General features: G+C 62.7%; 15 protein-coding genes. 8 read left to right on the top strand and 7 right to left on the bottom strand.

Annotated features, from left to right (window positions below):
• The first annotated feature begins 384 nt into the window (after positions 1-384).
• From VGN72_04900 to VGN72_04880, 5 genes are all read left to right on the top strand, one after another.
• Positions 385-1,179 carry an enoyl-ACP reductase gene (locus VGN72_04900; protein HEV7298683.1) on the top strand — a complete coding sequence of 265 codons (795 nt, stop codon included), beginning with the start codon at positions 385-387 and terminating at the stop codon, positions 1,177-1,179.
• A 345-nt stretch (positions 1,180-1,524) separates the two neighbouring features.
• Positions 1,525-3,075, top strand: coding sequence for a 2-isopropylmalate synthase (locus VGN72_04895; GenBank protein ID HEV7298682.1), 1,551 nt, complete (start codon positions 1,525-1,527; stop codon positions 3,073-3,075).
• A 207-nt stretch (positions 3,076-3,282) separates the two neighbouring features.
• Entirely contained in the window at positions 3,283-4,032 is a 750-nt protein-coding gene (locus VGN72_04890) for a metallophosphoesterase family protein (protein ID HEV7298681.1), read from the top strand.
• A gap of 126 nt (positions 4,033-4,158) precedes the next feature.
• Positions 4,159-6,288, top strand: coding sequence for a YidC/Oxa1 family insertase periplasmic-domain containing protein (locus VGN72_04885; protein ID HEV7298680.1), 2,130 nt, complete (start codon positions 4,159-4,161; stop codon positions 6,286-6,288).
• 279 nt (positions 6,289-6,567) lie between these two features.
• Positions 6,568-7,887, top strand: a complete 1,320-nt coding sequence (locus VGN72_04880) for a GTPase (GenBank protein ID HEV7298679.1) — start codon at positions 6,568-6,570, stop codon at positions 7,885-7,887.
• Between the two features lie 199 nt (positions 7,888-8,086).
• Here VGN72_04880 and VGN72_04875 read toward each other — a convergent pair whose 3' ends face one another.
• From VGN72_04875 to VGN72_04865, 3 genes are all read right to left on the bottom strand, one after another.
• Entirely contained in the window at positions 8,087-9,691 is a 1,605-nt protein-coding gene (locus VGN72_04875) for an FAD-dependent oxidoreductase (GenBank protein ID HEV7298678.1), read from the bottom strand.
• A gap of 248 nt (positions 9,692-9,939) precedes the next feature.
• Positions 9,940-10,278 (bottom strand): P-II family nitrogen regulator, encoded by a 339-nt coding sequence (locus VGN72_04870; GenBank protein HEV7298677.1) that lies wholly within the window; start codon positions 10,276-10,278, stop codon positions 9,940-9,942.
• A 195-nt stretch (positions 10,279-10,473) separates the two neighbouring features.
• Positions 10,474-10,869: a bifunctional nuclease family protein gene (locus VGN72_04865; protein HEV7298676.1), complete on the bottom strand. Its 396-nt coding sequence runs from the start codon at positions 10,867-10,869 to the stop codon at positions 10,474-10,476.
• A 256-nt stretch (positions 10,870-11,125) separates the two neighbouring features.
• Here VGN72_04865 and rpmA point away from each other — a divergent pair, with 256 nt between their 5' ends.
• The 3 genes from rpmA (at position 11,126) to VGN72_04850 (ending at position 13,217) form a co-directional block, all read left to right on the top strand.
• A complete protein-coding gene (rpmA, locus tag VGN72_04860) occupies positions 11,126-11,383 on the top strand; it encodes a 50S ribosomal protein L27 (protein ID HEV7298675.1) in 258 nt (85 codons plus the stop codon).
• Between the two features lie 75 nt (positions 11,384-11,458).
• On the top strand, positions 11,459-12,511 hold the full coding sequence (obgE, locus tag VGN72_04855) for a GTPase ObgE (GenBank protein HEV7298674.1): 1,053 nt from the start codon (positions 11,459-11,461) through the stop codon (positions 12,509-12,511).
• 121 nt (positions 12,512-12,632) lie between these two features.
• Positions 12,633-13,217 carry a DUF1802 family protein gene (locus tag VGN72_04850; protein HEV7298673.1) on the top strand — a complete coding sequence of 195 codons (585 nt, stop codon included), beginning with the start codon at positions 12,633-12,635 and terminating at the stop codon, positions 13,215-13,217.
• A gap of 144 nt (positions 13,218-13,361) precedes the next feature.
• Here the strand turns inward: VGN72_04850 and tsf are convergent, their stop codons facing one another.
• The 4 genes from tsf to VGN72_04830 all read right to left on the bottom strand — a co-directional run bounded on the left by tsf (position 13,362) and on the right by VGN72_04830 (position 17,346).
• A complete protein-coding gene (tsf, locus tag VGN72_04845; protein HEV7298672.1) occupies positions 13,362-14,177 on the bottom strand; it encodes a translation elongation factor Ts in 816 nt (271 codons plus the stop codon).
• Positions 14,178-14,406: 229 nt separating this feature from the next.
• A complete protein-coding gene (gene rpsB / locus VGN72_04840; GenBank protein HEV7298671.1) occupies positions 14,407-15,279 on the bottom strand; it encodes a 30S ribosomal protein S2 in 873 nt (290 codons plus the stop codon).
• Between the two features lie 407 nt (positions 15,280-15,686).
• Positions 15,687-16,481 carry an ABC transporter ATP-binding protein gene (locus VGN72_04835; GenBank protein ID HEV7298670.1) on the bottom strand — a complete coding sequence of 265 codons (795 nt, stop codon included), beginning with the start codon at positions 16,479-16,481 and terminating at the stop codon, positions 15,687-15,689.
• Positions 16,482-16,521: 40 nt separating this feature from the next.
• On the bottom strand, positions 16,522-17,346 hold the full coding sequence (locus VGN72_04830; GenBank protein HEV7298669.1) for an ABC transporter permease: 825 nt from the start codon (positions 17,344-17,346) through the stop codon (positions 16,522-16,524).
• Between the last annotated feature and the right edge of the window lie 169 nt (positions 17,347-17,515).

Raw genomic sequence — 17,515 nt, 5'->3', positions numbered from 1 at the left:
CGTACTCGCAGACCTGTGTCTTCTCTGTCAACCTAAGACACAGGTCTGCGAGTACGCCGACCCGTGGCACCCGTTTTAAAGTGGGCTTCGCAGAAAGCGGCCCACGAATTGGCGCGAAGCCGCACGAATGAGTACGCAGCGAAATCGGCTTGTCTGCTTCGTGTCAATTCGTGCCCATTCGTGGGCCCTCCGCCGCTCGCAATCACCCTCACCTGGCCTCTCCCGGCGTACCGGGAGAGGGACCAGACGTGACCCGCCTCCTCCGCCTTTTCCTCTCTTGGCGTCCTTGGCGTTCTTGGCGGTTCAACCTCCTACCACACCGCCTCCCTTGTCGCGCGCACGATCCTCCACTAAATTACCGGACTAAACTTTAAGGAGTGCTTCATGGGCTTGCTCGACGGGAAAAAGGGACTGATCCTCAACATCGCCAACGACCGCAGCATCGCGACGCACATCGCGGCCAACTGCGTGAAGCAGGGGGCCAAGTGCGGGTTCGGTTTTTTGCCGATGGACAACCGCGAGAAGTCCGAACGCCGCGTGCGCAAGGCGATGGAGGAGAACGGCTTTAAGGACGAGTGGCTGTTCCCCTGCGACGTCGGCGACGACGCCTCGATGGCGGCCTTCTTCGCCGGGGCCAAGGAACAGTTCGGCGAGATCGACTTCCTCGTCCACTGCCTGGCGTTCGCCAACCGCGACTATCTGAAGAAGGATTTTGGTAACTTCACCAGCACGCCGCGCGAGGTGTTCAAGCAGGCGGTGGACATCAGCGCCTACAGCCTGATCGCCCTCAGCCGCGCCGCCGCCCCGATGATGCCCAATGGCGGGTCGATCATCGCGCTCACCTACCTGGGCGCCAATCAGGTCATCCCCGGCTACAACGTCATGGGCGTCGCGAAGGCCGCGCTGGAAGCGACCAGCCGCTACCTGGCGTTCGACCTCGGCCCGCAGAAGATAAGGGTGAACACGATCAGCGCCGGCCCCGTTCGCACGCTGAGTGCCATGGCCGTCGGCGGCATCGACGAGATGTTCACCCACACCGAACGCAAGGCCCCCCTGAAGCGCAACATCGACGGCGACGAGGTCGGCAAGACGGCCGTCTACCTTCTGAGCGACCTCGCCAGCGGCGTGACGGGCGAGAACCTGTTCGTCGACGGCGGCTTCAACACGGTGGGGCTGTAACACGTTGCTGGGATAAAGAGACGCGAAGGCGCGAAGAAGGCGCGAAGGTTCGCGAAGAAGAAATCTGGATCGCAGCGTTTTCTTCGCGCTGCTTCGCGCCTCCTTCGCGTCTTCGCGTCTCTGCCATATTGACAATCACCCACAACGCCGCTTAAATGCGAGCAGACATGCAACAGACCCTTCGACTTTCGCAGCTTCGCCGGGCCCTTCTGGGTCTTGGTAAAACTTGCGCTTGATCGTAGGACCGTTGCCTGAATCGAACTTTCGAAGGCCCCGCGATCGAGATCGCGGGGTTTTTTCGTTTGTGGGGGCAGAGGTTATCGTATCTGGACAGGAGCAACCGCCATGGACAACGTACGCATCTTCGACACCACGCTGCGCGACGGCGAGCAATCGCCCGGCGCCACCCTGACCTCGGCCGAGAAGCTGGAGATCGCGTACAAGCTCGAGGCGATGGGCGTCGACGTCATCGAGGCCGGCTTCCCGATCAGCTCCGACGGCGACTTCGAAAGCGTGAAGCAGATCGCTGGCGAGATCGAGAACAGCACCGTCTGCGGCCTGGCCAGGGCCACGCCGAAGGACATCGACCGGGCGGGTGAAGCGGTGCGCGGGGCGAAGAGCCCACGCATCCACGTCTTCTGCGCCACGTCGAAGATCCACCGCGAGCATAAGCTGCGCAAGGGCAAGGAAGAGATCATCAAGATCAGCGTCGCCAGCATTCAGCAGGCGAAGCAGTACACGGACGACATCGAGTTCAGCCCGGAAGACGCCAGCCGAACCGAGCTGGAGTTTCTGGAAGAAATCGTGCAAGCCGCCATCGAGGCGGGCGCGACGACGATCAACCTGCCCGACACAGTGGGTTACGCGATGCCGGAAGGGTACGGCCACATCTTCGCGCACATCATCGCGAAGCTGCCGATCGTGAAGGAGCGCGGCATCGTGTTGTCGGCCCACTGTCACGACGACTTGGGCATGGCCGTCGCCAATTCACTGTCGGCGGTGCAGCACGGTGCGCGACAGGTCGAATGCACGATCAACGGCATCGGCGAGCGGGCTGGCAATGCGGCGTTGGAAGAGGTCGTGATGGCGCTGCGCACGCGATCTGACTACTATAAGATCGGCACGCGCATCGACGCGACGAAAATCTTCCCGCTGAGCCGTTCGGTCAGCACGTTGACCGGGTTGGCCGTCCAGCGGAACAAGGCGATCGTCGGCGAGAACGCGTTCGCGCACGAGTCGGGCATCCATCAGGATGGCATGCTGAAGAACCCCGAGACCTACGAGATCATGAACCCCGCGACGATCGGCATTCCCAAGGGCACGCTGGTGCTGGGCAAGCACAGCGGCCGGGCGGCGTTCAAGGATCGCATCAACACCTTGGGCTACGAGATCAACGACGCGCAGATCGAGGCCGCGTTCACGAAGTTCAAGACGCTGGCGGACAAGAAGAAGGAAGTGTTCGACGAGGACGTCGAATCGCTGATCGACGAGCAGCTGGAGCAGTCGGTGAGCCTGTGGGAATTGGTCGGCGTGCAGGTGACGACCGGCAGCACCACGGTGCCCACCGCCACCATCACGTTGCGCGACAGCACCGGTGAGGTCGTCCGCGACGCCAGCACGGGTGATGGGCCGGTCGACGCGATCTACTCGGCCATCCAGCGTCTGACCGGCGTGAAGGCCTCGCTCAGCGACTACCGCATTCGGGCCGTCACCAAAGGCAAGGATGCCCAAGGCGAAGTGCAGATCGAGCTCGACCACAACGGCATCAAGGTGCGCGGCCGCGGGGTGAGCACGGACATCTTGGAAGCCAGCGCTTTGGCCTACCTGGCCGCCATCAACCGCATGCGCTCGCTCGACAAGCGCGAGCGGCGGGTCACGCAGCAGATGGGCGTGTAGGAAAGGGGGAAGTCGGAAGGGGGAAAAGAGGTGGTTGCGGCGCTCTTTACGTCCGCGTTTCACCTTCCGACTTCCACCTTCGTTTGACGCTCCCGCGGCTCGCCCGTACGATTCGGCTTCACGCCATTCGGCTCGGTAGACCCAGCTCCGCTGGCGCGATCGGTGTCGCCGAGAGCGGGCGAGCAGACGGGGTGATTGGGCCGAACGATGTTTGCAATCGTCAGTGATATCCACGGGAACCTCGAGGCGTTTACCGCAGTGCTCGAGGAGATCGATCGGCGGGGCGTGCAGCACATCGTCTGCCTCGGCGACGTGGTCGGCTACGGCCCTAACCCCAAGGAATGCCTCGACTTGGTGGCGACGCGTTGCCGCGCGACGCTCATGGGCAACCACGACTTCGCGGTGCTGTACGAGCCGTTCAACTTCAACAGTGGCGCCGAGTCCGCCTGCTTCTGGACGCGCCGCCAATTCGAGCTGGACCCCGACCCCGTCCGCAGGGCGGCGCGGTGGAACTTCATCGGCAACCTGCCCGTGCGCGTGCGCACGCCCGACTTCATGGCCGTCCACGCCAGCCCGCGCCGGCCGATCAACGAATACATCTTCCCGGACGACATTTATACGAATCCGGGCAAATTTGTCAGTATTTTCGAGCGTTTTGAGAAGCTTTGCTTCGTTGGACACACGCATGTGCCCGGCGTGTTCCTCGAAGGCCCCGACTTCTACAGCCCCGACGAGCTCGACTACAAATTCGCCCTGACCGACGAGAAGGCAATCATCAACGTCGGCAGCGTCGGCCAGCCCCGCGACCGCGACCCGCGCAGCAGCTTCGTCGTCGTCAGCGAAACGCACGTCGAGTTCGTGCGCCTCCAGTACGACGTTCGCGCAACGGTCAAGAAGGTAGAGGGGATAGAAGATTTGGACGATTTTCTAGGCTCCCGCCTGTTGGACGGACGGTAACGCGTCGCGACACTGGGCGCTTGAAGATACCGGCCACTGAATCGGCCAGTCCGGCGGCGTGCGCTGGAAGAGCCTGATCTCTGCCCCCTCGAACAACTGACGGAACCTGACAACGGACCCGAACGAATGGATACGAAGCGACTAGTTCTCGGCATGTCCCTGGCCATGGCGGTCATGCTGGGGTGGACGATGATGATCAGCTATCTCGACAAGCAGAACCCGGAATGGGGTCTGGTGAAGCGCGAGACGGTCGATCAGCAAACCTCGCCCACCACCGCGCCGGCGGCCGTGCCGAGCAATGCCATACCGACGACTGCCGCGGTGGGCACAGCTCCGATGGCCGTCAGCCCCGCGGTACCCGCCACGGCGGCCACGGGCGCAACGGTGCAAGCAGGATTACACGCAATTCCGGCGACCCAGCCCACGCCTGTCACACTTGGATCGGCCGACAAGAACGACCCCAACTACGCCGTCGCGCTTGAACTTTCACCGGTCGGCGCCGCGGTCGATTCGGTCACGCTCAACGGATACAAGCGCGTCGTCAACAGTGACGAACGGTACACCTTCCAACAGCCCTACAAGGGTTTTGAAGATAAGTCGCGCACGCTCGCGACGCAGTGGATCTCGGTGGACGGCGTAAAGGTCGACCTCAACACCGTCCCCTGGTCGCTGCAATCTTCGACGCGCAGCTCGGCCGTCTACTCGGTCGATCTTGCCGACGCCAACGGGCCGGTCGTGCGGGTCCTCAAGACCTTCACGATAACCGACAAGACGGCCGAGAAAGACAACGCCGCCGGCTACGAGGTGAAGGTCGACTTCGCAATCGCGAACCTGGCGAATCGGCCGCTGGTCATCGCGTCTGCGTTCAACGGCACCACGGCGCCCGAGAACGAGAACGACCGCATGCCCGATCAGCAGTCGATCGCCGGCTACCTGAACCAGGGCTTCATCACGCTGCAGCACGAGCTGGTGACGTACTACACCCCCAGCAAACCCACGCGCGACCTCACCTCGCACCCCGATGGTTACCCCTTGGCCTGGGTGGGCATGGGCAGCGGTTACTTCAACGCGCTGCTTCGCCCCGAGCCGGCTACCGGCGCGGTCAACGGGCCGTACATTTCGAAAGTCACCGCGACCGCGCTCGATCCGGCCGCTACCGACTATCACCACGACGTCGTGCTGACGCTCGAAACGCAGCCCGTCACGCTGCCCGCCGGCACATCGGTCAACATGCCACTGCGCGCGTTCTTCTTCCCCAAGCAGCGCGACCTGCTCGGCAACGCATACATGATTCAGGCGCCGCTGTCGTTCGACAAGACGCTCGTCATGACCAGCGGCTTCTGCAGCATCTGCACGTTCCAGTGGATCATCGATCTGCTGGTGGGCATGCTGAAGTTCTTCCACAGCATCCTGTTTGACTGGGGTCTGGCGATCATCGCGCTCGTCTGCGTCGTGCGCGCCCTGCTGCACCCGATCACGAAGAAGTCGCAGGTCAGCATGATGAAGATGGGCAAGATGGGCCCGGAGATGGAGCGCCTGAAGAAGAAGCATGGCGACGACAAGGAAGCCCTGAACCGCGCGATGATGCAGTTCTACAAGGAACAGGGCGCCACGCCGATCCTCGGCTGTTTGCCGATGTTCCTGCAGATGCCGATCTGGATCGCGCTCTACACGGCGCTGCAGAGCACCTTCGAACTGCGGCAGTCGCCGTTCCTTCAGTTCGCTGGCATCAAGCTGACGTGGATCGAAGACCTGGCGCACCCGGATCGGTTGTTCTACTTCCCGAACCACCCGATCGACTTGTACTTCTTCAAGGTCGACGCGTTCAACGTGCTGCCGTTCCTGCTGGCCGTCGTCTTCTTCCTGCAGACGAAGTATACGCCCAAACCGCCGGCCACCACGCCCGAGCAGGTGCAACAGCAGAAGATGATGCAGTGGATGACGCTGATCTTCCCGGTCTTCCTGTACAACGGCCCGGCCGGGCTGAACCTGTACATCCTGACGAGCACGACGATCGGCATCATCGAGAGCAAGATCATCCGCAAGCACATCAAGCAAAAGGAAGAAGCCGAGGCCGCCGCCGCGGTGGTGATCGATATCCCGGACAAGAAGGACGACCGCCGCGATCCACCACCGAAGGGTGGCGTGCGCCGCGTGGAACCGACCAAGCCTGCGGGTGGTTTGGGTGGCTGGTTCGCGAACCTTCAGGCGCGTGCCGAGGAACTGAAGCGCGAGGCGGAGAAGCGAAAGCGATAGGGTCTTGGCTGGGAAGGTGTGTCCTTCGGGTCTCCCTTGTCGATCGGAGACGGTCAGGCACCATCGGGCGAAGCTCTAGCGGACCGACCTGACGCCCGGTGTGTCATTCCGAAGGGAGGGGTAGTGACCCGAGGGATCTCGACTGTCGGACGATTCTCGTAGATCGAGATCCCTCTGGTCGGCAAGCCTCCCATCGGGATGACACGCTTCGCCTCTTTAAGAGCGTCTCCGTAAGACGGTGCCATCGGCAGCTCCGACACCTAAGTTGACCGATCTATCATGTTCACCGGCGACACCATCGTCGCGATCAGCTCTGCGACCGGCGCGGCCGCGCGGATGATCGTGCGTGTCAGTGGGCCGGCGGCGCTGTCGCTGGCTGAGTCGGTCATCGGTTATACGACTACCCATTCCAGCGCGAGCCGCGCCACGGTACGCATCGGCAACACGCCTGTGCCAATCTGGGTCTACGCCTTCCACGCACCACGATCGTCAACCGGTGAGGACATCGTCGAATTTCACCTGCCGGGCAATCCGCTACTCGCCAAGCGGCTCGTGTCACAACTGCTGTCGAGCGGTGCCCGCGCCGCGGAGCCGGGCGAGTTTACCGCACGTGCTTACTTCAACGGAAAGCTGGACCTGACGGCCGCCGAGGGCGTGGCGGCGGCGATCGCGGCGCGGTCGGATGCGGAACTGCAGGCCGCGCGGCAACTGCTGGTTGGGGAGCTGGCGCGGCGCGTGCGGCCGATCGTCGACGCGGTCGCCGAGACGCTGGCGCTGATCGAGGTCGGCATCGACTTCAGCGACGAAGACGTGACGTTCCTGTCGCAGGCCGACATTGCCGGCCGGGCCATCGTGGCGCTGGCCCAGGTGGAGGAACTGCTGGATAGCGCCGGCGCGATGGAGCAGCTCGCCCACGAGCCGACGGTCGTACTGGTGGGGCGGCCCAACGCGGGCAAGAGCACGCTGTTGAACGCGCTGTCGGGGCAGGAGCGGGCGGTGGTGTCACCGGTCGCCGGGACGACGCGCGACATCGTCTGGGCCACGGTACCGCTGCGCCGCGGCATCGTGCGAGTGATCGACATTGCGGGATTTGAGACCGCGCGGGCCGACGGTTCGGTGGCCGCCGAGATCGATCAGGCGATGCAACGGCGGGCGGCCAGTGCCGTTGAATCGGCGGACGTCGTGCTGCATCTGGTGGCGTTGGATGACCGTCAGCCGATGCTGGCGTTAAGTCGCTCTGCGGATCTGGTGGTATATACGAAGGCGGATCAAGTTGGTGTTACGCCGCCAGGTGAAGGTCTCGCGATCAGTGTTATTGCACATCGCGGACTGGATGAGCTGCGCGAACGCCTCGACGCGATCTGCTTCGACACCAACGAGCGGGCCGCCATTACCTTGAATGCGCGGCATGCCCATCATCTGCGTGACGCCATCGCGTCGCTCCAACGCGCGCTGACCGCAAACGAGGCCGCGGCGGGCGGCGAAGTGATCGCGGTGGAACTGCGCGACGCGCTGGACGCGCTGGGGGCCATTGTCGGAAGCGTGTCGCCCGATGAAGTGCTGGGGCAGGTCTTCTCGCGGTTCTGCATCGGCAAGTGACGTCGCGGCCGCTCTTCACGTGGCATGGGCGTCTCGCCCATGCGTGTAGATTGGACAGTAAATTTTATTTGCGACTGGCCGCGCTGACTTAGTGGTCTTGAGCAAATAAAGGTTCCCGCCCTTGCCACAAGCATGGGCGAGACGCCCATGCTTGTGGCAAGGGCGCGCACAAGCCAACCGCTTGCTCGGCGATCTCGCATCAACCGCCGGTGTTCTCCAGCACCTGTCCCGCGGCCAGCAGGCGTTCGCGGAGTTTGCCGTAGGGCACGTCCTGCACGCTCGACTTGGCGTCAATCGCCATGCAGGCCGCGGTCGCGGCGCTTTGGCCGAGGACCATGAAGACCGGTTCCATGCGGGCCGACCCGTAAGCGATGTGGCTGCTGCTGACGCAGGTGGGCACCAGCAGGTTCGTGCACTCCGTGCGCTTCGGGGTGATGCAGCGGTAGGGGACGCCGTAGGGCGGGAACCCGTGCACCTGCACGTCACCGTCGTTCAGCACGCGTGCCTTACCGTCGTCGCCGATCGTGACGAACCGGCTGCAGTTGTGCGAGTCCATACCGTAGCTACCCATGCCGATCACGTCGGTCGGCACGCGCACGCCACGGCAGTCATGTTCGGTGATGACGTAGTCACCGACCATTCGCCGGGCCTCGCGCACGTACAGCGCGTGCGGCCAGTGGTTGGTGTCGTCGAACTCGTCGTTGGGCAGGCCCCACTCGTTGTAGACTGCGCGGTAGCGTTCGGGGATCTCGGGGCTGTTGGCCATGAACCAGTAGTAGCCCTTCTGGTAGGTCACGTGGGCCTGGAAGATCTCCTCACGGCGTTCGTAGGAGCCGTCAGGCCACTCGTGGTTGGCGCCGATGAAGTCGCTGGAGATTGGGCCGTGGTTGTTGGTGTCGGTCTTGCGGAAGCCGCCTGGGGTCTTGTTGGGGAACTTGTCAAACTTGCGCGGGTTCCACTCGGGGCGCGTCGAGCTAAGCAGGTCGTTGTAATCGTCCTTCTCACCGGCAAACCAGCGGGCCGCCAGCACGTACTGCGCGGGGTCGTACCCCTCGGGCTTTTCCCACGCGATGCGTAGCGACGGATCGTTGGTCATGCACATGCGGAAGCAGTAGGCCTGCACGCGCTTGTCGCCCTTGCCGATGCTCTTGTTGAGGTCTTCGTTGACGATGTACGGTAGAAGCCCGCTGGCGGAATCGCCGGGCTTCACGTACGGGTCGACCGGGTGGCTGAACTGGTGCGTCTTGGTCACCTGCACGCCGCTGAGCGTCTCACCGTAAACGGAGTTGTCCTCACGGCCGACGAAGTAGCTGACGCCGGCCTTGGCCAGCAGGTCGCCTTCGTAGGTGGCATCGATGAAGACGGATGCTTCCACTCGCAGGCCACCCAGCATGGTGACGGCGATGATCCGGCCGCCCTGCGTTTCGGCGCGGTCGATGAACTGGCACGGGCGCACGTCGATCTGGTGTTCCTTCAGCATCGCCTCGAACACCGCCGACGCGACGTGCGGTTCAAACTTAAACTCTTCCTCGAGCCCGTAGTGCTTGCCCGCGGCGCGGTAGAACTCGCGTGAGAACCCACCGATGACGTGCTTGCGACCGAAGTCGGTCTCGCCAAGCCCACCGGTGGTAAGGCCACCGACCGCCTTGGCAGGGTTCAGGATGACGACCGATTTGCCGGCGCGAGCAACCGTCACCGCGGCCGACACTCCGGCGCTGGTGCCACCGTAGATGCAGACGTCGACGGTCAGGCGTTCGTCGGACTTCTGCACCCATTCGCTCTTGAAGTAATGAAGGTCGCTCATTGGTTTCCTTGATGGTGGGGAATGGCACGCTGGAGCGGTGCCGAGACTGCCTTTACGTTTTCAGTTGGACGTTGTTGAAAGGACGCCGCCCGAACGGCTCGTGCGGGCAGGCCGCGTGTCGGCCTCTGTATTCGGTGAAGATTAAAAAGCCGCTCGACGCGGTGAAACGTCGAGCGGCAGTGTGTTGCGGCATCCACTGCCTGTGCCACCGGCCGGCGGGCACAGCGTGCGGAGGCCGATTCGACTCGCTACAGCGCCTGCGCGTCGCGCTCGCCGGTGCGAATGCGGATGACCTCGGCGATCGGGTAGACGAAGATCTTACCGTCGCCCACTTCGCCCGTGCGGGCGGCCTCGACGATCGCGTCGACCGCCTTGCTCGACTCTTCGCTCTTGACGCAGATCTTCAGCAGGACCTTCGGCACGAAGCCGACGTCCAACTTCGCGCCACGGTACCGCTCGGTGTGCCCCATCTGCCGACCGAAGCCCTTGGCTTCCACGGCGGTGACGCCCAGGATGCCCATTTTGGCCAGGGCGGTCTTCACGGCATCAAGCTTGTGCGGCTTGATGACAGCTTCAATCATCTGCATTGCGACTCCTTCGGAGTTAATCCTGCGCGAGTGGTTCGGCAGATGATTCTACTCCGAGCGCGGGTGTTTACCACCATCTGCGCGTCGCCATAACAGTATTTATCAGTTGAGCCCGATTTCGTCTCTAGGACCCGTCGCAGCTTGCCTGCAACGGTTGCCCGTTACCGATCAACCGAAGTTCCCAGAAGTTCGACTTCAGGAACAGGCTTCGGCCAGCACGTGCTCGGCCACGTAGATCGGCACGGTCGTAGCCACGCCCAACGCAATGGCGTCACTCGGACGGCTGTCGACCTTCACCACGTTCCCGTTTTGTCGGACATGGATGCGGGCGTAGTAGGTGCCACCCTGCAGGTCGTTGATCTCGATATGGTCGATTTTGCCACCGAGTTGCTCGATGACGGTCGCCAGCAAATCGTGCGTCAGCGGCCGCGACGCAACGCGGCCCTTCAGCCGGCGGTCGATCGCGTAAGCCTCGTTTGAACCGATGACTATGGAAAAACTTCGCTCGCCGTCCACCTCTTTGAGCATGATGATCTGCTGATCGTTCATCTCACTGATGATGATGCGAAACAGTTCCATCTGCACGGACATGCAGCGATCTCCTTTGGGTATTGAAGCTTAGAAGTGCTGGCGTGGGGTGTCAACGTAAGATCGGGACGGGAGGGAGTTGAAGGTGTGGCGTAACGCGTGACCAGAGCGAACCCGCACCGCCTTCCAATCCGCGATCCGAACACCGCAATCGGCAATCTCCCATCGCTTGATCTTCCCCCCATTTTCCGCTACCCTTCTACACCCGCGATCATCCGCGGGAGTTTTGTTTGGTCCCCGACTATAAGACAGGTGAGATATGGCACATAAGAAAGGTCAAGGCTCGACCAAGAACGGCCGCGACAGCAATCCGCAGTACCGTGGCGTGAAGGCGTACGGTGGCCAGTTCGTGACGGCCGGTTCGATCATCGTGCGGCAGGTCGGTTCTAAGTTCCACCCCGGCTTTAATGTCGGTGTGGGCGGCGACTACACGATCTTCGCGCTGAAGGACGGCAAGGTTGAGTTCCAAGGCCGCAAGGTCCACGTTCGCGAGATCGAAGCGGCCCCGGCCGTCTAGGTTCGAACGCGTAACTGAACGTATTCCGAAGCCGCAGGACTCGGGTCCTGCGGCTTTCTTTCGTGGAGACCCGCGATGTTCGTCGACGAAGCAGTCATTCACGTGAAGGCCGGTGACGGGGGGGCTGGCTGCGTGTCGTTCCGCCGCGAGAAGTTCGTGCCCAAGGGTGGCCCGGACGGTGGTGACGGCGGTGACGGTGGCAGCGTGATCTTCGTTGCCGACCCGAACAAGAACACCCTCCTCGACTTCGCCGGTCGGCACCACTGGTACTCCGTACGCGGTCAGGCCGGCATGGGCAAGAAGTGCGCCGGTGAAAGCGGCGACGACCTCGTCATTCAAGTGCCACCGGGCACGCTGATTTTCGACACCGACAAGGACGTGCTGCTGTTCGATCTGGACAAGCCCGGGAAGCGCGTCACCATCTGCCAAGGCGGCAAGGGCGGCATGGGCAACTGGCGTTTTAAGACGAGCGTGAACCAGGCCCCGCGGTACGCTCAGCCCGGCACGGAAGGTGAAGAGCGCAACCTGCGCCTTCAGCTGAAGCTGATCGCCGACGTCGGGTTGGTGGGTATGCCCAATGCCGGCAAGAGCACACTGCTGCGGGCCGTTAGCGCGGCGAAGCCGAAGGTGGCGGACTATCCGTTTACGACGCTCGAGCCGCAGCTTGGCATCGCCGAGTTGATCGGCGGTCGCCGGATCGTATTGGCGGACATTCCAGGTCTGATCGAAGGCGCCCAGCATGGGGCGGGCCTTGGACACGCGTTTTTGAAGCACATCGAGCGCACGAAGATCATTGTCCACCTGCTGGACCTTTATCCGCCCGACGGTTCCGACCCGGCCGAGAACTACCGCACGATTCGTAAGGAACTCGAAGCCTTCAGCCCGTTGCTGGCCGGCAAACGCGAGATCGTCGCGGCGAACAAGATGGATCTGGCGATCGATTCTGAAGCGATCGACAAGCTGCGCGAGGCGCTGTCCGACAAGGAACTTTTCGCTATCTCCGGCGTCAGCCGGGAGGGTGTCGAGCCGCTGCTGGAAACGATCTGGCGGCTGCTGAAGGAATTGAGCGACGCCGGTGAAGTTCCCGCGACGTCGACCGCGCCGGACGAAGGCGCGGCTCTGACTTAGCATGGGCATCTCGCCCATGACCGCGATGATGTTAGCAGATGCTGTTGGTTCGTTCCCTTGATCGGAGCGAACTGCCGTTAAGACAATCTCCACTACGATCTGCAGTCATGGGCGGACGGCCATGCCACGTTCGGAAATCATGTCGCTTCCACCGAATTTACAGGTCGGTCTGAAGGAGTGGGCATCCGTCTGCGCCGCGATCGAGGAAGGGCGGCAGATCATCCTGTTGCGGAAGGGCGGCATCAACGACGCCGGCGGGGTGTTCGAACTGGAAGAACGGGCGTTTCTGCTCTTTCCCACGTATCTGCATCAGAAGCGCCACCTGCTGAAGCCGGGCGAGCATGCGGCGTTTCAGGAGCGTGGTAGTGAGCCTGACATGGTCCGCCTGTCGGCGGCGGCCGTAGTGACGGACGTGCTAAGGCTGCGATCGCGTGAGCAGGTCGATGCGCTGGACGCCGAGCACGTTTGGACGGCTGATCAGATTGATCTGCGCTTCAACTACAAGCCGGTCAACCCGCTGTTTTTGGTGCTGCTTCGCGCCTATTGGTTGCCCGCGATAACGACGATCCCCAATACACCTGTTTACGCCGGCTGCCGGAGTTGGGTGCCGTTTGATCAAAGCGCTTCTACGGCTGGCGCTACGCCGGTGTTAGACGATGCCGCGTTCGAGGCGCGACGCCAAATAGTGCTGACGGCGACGCGGTAGTAGTCGCGGCTGCGCCGTAGGGGCGCCACGAGTGCCGCCCTACGGTGGCCCGATATCCGTGCCGCCGTTGCATGAAAAAAGCCTGCACGGACGATTGTCCGTGCAGGCTCCGGTTAAACCAATCTTTCAGTTGCGCTCGGCGACTTACGCGCCGCCGACTTCGATGCGGACGTACTTCTCCAGGCCCACGTTGTTCTGCTTCAGGAAGTTCGAGATCGAACCCTTGAAGACCGACGCGTTGAAGAACTCCTGGTCCAGCAGCACGCGCTCGGCGAAGAAGGCGTTGAGCTTGCCCTCGGCGATCTTCTCGGCGATCTGCTGGGGCTTGCCGGTGGCCTTGGCCTGCTCGACGGCGATCTCGCGCTCCTTTGCGACCAGGTCGGCGGGCACCTCGTCGCGCTTCAGGCCGAGCGGGCGGCTGAAGGCGATGTGGCCACCCAGCTGCTGCACGAGTTCGGCGCTCGGGTTGCCGGTGAACGCCATGATGACGCCGATCTTGCCCGTGATCGCGTACAGATAGAGCGCCGCCTTGCCACCGGCGGGGGCGGCGAGGTAGGCGGTCTTGCCGATCACGACGTTCTCACCGGTCGTCTGCGCGACGGCAGTGGCGTCGGCGGAAACCTCGGCGGCGTGGGCAATGTCGGCGTCGGGGCTGCGCAGCAACTGCTGGGCGGCCTTCGTCGCCAGCTTCAGCACCGGCTCGCTCTTGGCGGTAAAGTCGGTGTTGCAGTTGACCTCGACCAGCGACGCCCCCGACCCGTCCTCGGCCGCCACGCCGACCACGCGACCTTCGGTCGCGGCCCGTTCACCGAGCGAGGCCTTCACGCCCTTCTTGCGGAACTCGGCGATGGCGGCGTCGATGTCGCCACCGGTTTCCACCAGCATGCGCTTACAGTCCATCATGGCCTGCCCCGTGCGGGAGCGGAGTTCGTTCACGAGCTTTGCGGTAATCTCTGCCATTGGGTTCTCCTGCCGTTCCTTATGGATAATTCGATTCGTACCGGACGCCAACTCGGCCGTCCCGTCATCTGAGGTACTCCGAAGGATGACGAGCTTGGGTCAAGGGCGGTCTTCTATTCCAGCTTAGCTGAAAAAAAAGTCCGTTGTCAGTTGTCCGCGGTCAGTTGTTGAAACCGACGGCCGGACAAATCACAACGGACAAAGGACCACTGACAACGGACCATGTCGCTTACTGAGCCGCGCCAACCGGTTCGGCAGCGGTTTCGGCCGGTGCGCCGGCCTCGGGGGCGGCGCCTTCCGAGGTCGCCGGTGCATCGGCGGGGGCGCCGTCCGCTCGGAACTGGCTGCGGGTGCTGCGACGCGGGCGGTCGCCGGCCTGTTCGCCTTGCGGGCCAGCCTTGCTCTCGGCGCGACCGGTCTTGCCTTCGATGACCGAGTCGGCCAGCTCACGCATGATGATCTCGATCGCGCGCATCGCGTCGTCGTTGCCCGGCATGGGCAGGTCGATCAACTCGGGGTCGCTGTCGGTATCGATCAACGCGACCGTGGTCACGCCCAGCTTCTTGGCTTCCTTCACCGCGATGTGCTCGCGGCGGGTGTCGATGATGAACATCACGCCCGGCATGCGCTCCATCTTGCGGATGCCCTCAAGGTTGGTCTTGATCTTGGTCAGCTCACGCTGCATCGTCGCGCGAATCTTCTTCGAGTAGTTCTCGAGCTCCGGGCCGTTGAAGATGCGCTCGAGCTCTTCCAAGCGGTTCAGGCGGGCGCGGATCGTGCGGAAGTTGGTCAGCGTGCCGCCGAGCCAGCGTTCGCTGACGTAGTGCATGCCGCAACGGGCGGCCTCGGCCTCGATGGCGTTGCGGGCCTGGCGCTTCGTGCCGACGAACAGCACGTCCTTACCGCTGGCGACCGTCGCCTGAATGAGCTTCTTGGCGCGAAGCAGACCCTTCACGGTCTCCTTCACGTCAATGATGTGGATCATGTTGCGCTTGCCGTGGATGTAGGGTTCCATCTTCGGGTTCCAGCGCGACACGCGGTGACCGAAGTGAACGCCGGCATCCACCAGCGACTTAACGAGTTCTGCTTGATTCGTAGCCATTGAGCGTCATTTCGAATCTCGGATTGCTCATTGCGGGCTGTGCAGGCGACGACCGCGTGCAGCGAGAGTGCAACCCGAAATCGGCAATCCGAGATCCGAAATCCTTTCCATCAGCCCGGCGACACTGCGGCTGGCCAAGACAGGCCGAGGTCCGTGGGGCTTAAAATCCAAGAGGTTTTTAACAACTGACCCGCGATCGACGTTCGCCCAATTGGGCAATCGAGACGGGTGGCCCTTGGCGAGCCGGAAGGGCTACTGTATCGGGGGCCATCTGGCAATTCAAGCGTAGATGTGGGAATTGTGGGGACGGAAACGCGCCTAAGCCTAGCGTCTGTCCCGAGTTTCCTGTCGGGCGCATCCCAGCATCCTCTCGCATGGTCGCTTGAGCGACGATGTCGATTGACGGTCTACTTCGGAGGCTTCGTCGAATTGGACGCGCTCTCGTTGCGTATGGCGCTCAGATCCTGCTCCGATGCCTCACCCATCACGAAGCCACGCACGATCGGTTCCTCGGTGGCTTTGAGTTGCTCGGGAGTGCCATCAAAAACCAGTTTCCCCTCGTACAACATGACCACCCGGTCGGCCACCTTCAGTGCGCTGGTCATGTCATGCGTGACGACGATGCTCGTCACTTTCAGTTCACGCTGAAGTTTAATGATGAGCTCGTTGATAACATCCGAGCGAATGGGGTCGAGGCCGGTCGTGGGTTCGTCGTAAAGGATGACCTTGGGATTCAGCGCGATGGCCCGAGCGAGCGCGACGCGCTTCCGTTGCCCACCTGAGAGTTCACCCGGCATTTTCTTTTCGATGCCGGGCAGGCCGATCAGCGCCAACTTCTGGCGCACGATCTCGGCGACCTCGTCGCTGGTCTTGGTGGTGTGTTCGATGACGGGGAAGGCGATGTTCTCGCCGACCGTTAGCGAATCGAACAGGGCACCCATTTGGAACAGGAAGCCGAAGTTTTCGCGCACGGTCATCAGGTCGCGCACGGCCAGAGTGTCGACCCGCTGGCCGTCAAACCAGACCTCGCCCGAATCGGGGCTAAGCAGGCCAACGATGTGCTTGAGCATCACGCTTTTGCCACTGCCGCTGGCGCCGATGATGACCAGGCACTGGCCGGCCTCGATGTTCAGCGTGAGGTCGTTCAGCACGACGAGCTTGCCGAAGCGCTTGTGGATGTTTTTGAGTTCGATCAGCGCCATGGCAATTGCGTCCCGCACGGGCGGCGAAGTCGGAAACGAGCTACCCGAAAATCCCGGTGACGGGATAGAGGGCGTAGTAGATGTCCTTCAGCAGCTTGGCGAAGAAGAAGTTCAGCACGATGATGGCGATAAAGCTCAGTACGAAGCTTTCCGTGCAGGCCCGTCCGACGCCACTGGCGCCACTGCCACAGCGGAAGCCCTTGTAGCAACTGATTAACCCGATGGCGGCGCCGAAGAAGAAGCTCTTGATGATGCCTTCCATCACTTGGTATGTGTCGACGCCAACGGCCGAGTAGCGCCAGTAGGGATCGCTGGGAATGTTGAGCGCATAAACCGACACTGCCCAGCCACCCACCACGCCGAGCACGTCGCTGTAGATGGTCAGGATGGGCAGCAGGAACAGGCAGCAGAGGAAGCGCGGGACGACGAGATAGCGAATGGGTTCAGCGCCCATGACGCGCAGCGCGTCGAGCTGTTCGGTAACGTTCATCGTGCCCAGCTCGGCCGTCAGCGCGCCACCGATGCGGCCCGCGAGCATGACCGCCGCCAGCACCGGGCCAATCTGCTTCACGACCGATAGGCCGATCAAACTGCCGATGCGTTCTTCCTGACCCAGGGCGCGCAGCTGGGTGTAAGTCTCGATCGCCATGACCATGCCGACGAACGCGCCAGTGATCCCAATGACCGGCACCGATCGCACGCCGACCTCGTACATCAGTTCCGGCAGGTTCCGGAGGTTCTTCAACCGCAGGCCGCCCCCGAACAGCCAGCCGATGGTTTGCCAGACGAAGATGCAGAAGTCCCCGAACGCGGCGATGGCGGCGGTGGTCTGCTGGCCTAGGTTGGCGATCGCACGAGTGGGCATGGGCCGCCGGATGATACGGAGCCGAAGGCGCGGGGGCAATTTGCCGACGCGATCTGAGAAGGTCCGATAGGGTTTGGGTGCTGTTTGCGGGCGGTGCGCCACGGGCAGCCTGTCTGGCCCTGTCTTTCTCTCACGCGTTGATGGGCATATCGCTCGCCCCGTTGGCCCG

The organism is Tepidisphaeraceae bacterium, assembly GCA_035998445.1.
GTDB lineage: Bacteria > Planctomycetota > Phycisphaerae > Tepidisphaerales > Tepidisphaeraceae > DASYHQ01.
Note: the sequence above shows the minus strand (reverse complement) of the source record. Positions and strands in the feature narration are given on the sequence as shown.

Bases quoted from the DNA above. Each gene is read 5' to 3' on its own strand.
- VGN72_04865 (HEV7298676.1), bottom strand. From the start codon at position 10,869: ATGTCCGTGCAGATGGAACTGTTTCGCATCATCATCAGTGAGATGAAC.
- obgE (HEV7298674.1), top strand. From the start codon at position 11,459: ATGTTCGTCGACGAAGCAGTCATTCACGTGAAGGCCGGTGACGGGGGG.
- VGN72_04880 (HEV7298679.1), top strand. From the start codon at position 6,568: ATGTTCACCGGCGACACCATCGTCGCGATCAGCTCTGCGACCGGCGCG.
- VGN72_04890 (HEV7298681.1), top strand. From the start codon at position 3,283: ATGTTTGCAATCGTCAGTGATATCCACGGGAACCTCGAGGCGTTTACC.
- tsf (HEV7298672.1), bottom strand. From the start codon at position 14,177: ATGGCAGAGATTACCGCAAAGCTCGTGAACGAACTCCGCTCCCGCACG.
- VGN72_04830 (HEV7298669.1), bottom strand. From the start codon at position 17,346: ATGCCCACTCGTGCGATCGCCAACCTAGGCCAGCAGACCACCGCCGCC.
- VGN72_04835 (HEV7298670.1), bottom strand. From the start codon at position 16,481: ATGGCGCTGATCGAACTCAAAAACATCCACAAGCGCTTCGGCAAGCTC.
- VGN72_04900 (HEV7298683.1), top strand. From the start codon at position 385: ATGGGCTTGCTCGACGGGAAAAAGGGACTGATCCTCAACATCGCCAAC.
- VGN72_04875 (HEV7298678.1), bottom strand. From the start codon at position 9,691: ATGAGCGACCTTCATTACTTCAAGAGCGAATGGGTGCAGAAGTCCGAC.
- rpmA (HEV7298675.1), top strand. From the start codon at position 11,126: ATGGCACATAAGAAAGGTCAAGGCTCGACCAAGAACGGCCGCGACAGC.
- VGN72_04850 (HEV7298673.1), top strand. From the start codon at position 12,633: ATGCCACGTTCGGAAATCATGTCGCTTCCACCGAATTTACAGGTCGGT.
- VGN72_04885 (HEV7298680.1), top strand. From the start codon at position 4,159: ATGGATACGAAGCGACTAGTTCTCGGCATGTCCCTGGCCATGGCGGTC.
- VGN72_04870 (HEV7298677.1), bottom strand. From the start codon at position 10,278: ATGCAGATGATTGAAGCTGTCATCAAGCCGCACAAGCTTGATGCCGTG.
- VGN72_04895 (HEV7298682.1), top strand. From the start codon at position 1,525: ATGGACAACGTACGCATCTTCGACACCACGCTGCGCGACGGCGAGCAA.
- rpsB (HEV7298671.1), bottom strand. From the start codon at position 15,279: ATGGCTACGAATCAAGCAGAACTCGTTAAGTCGCTGGTGGATGCCGGC.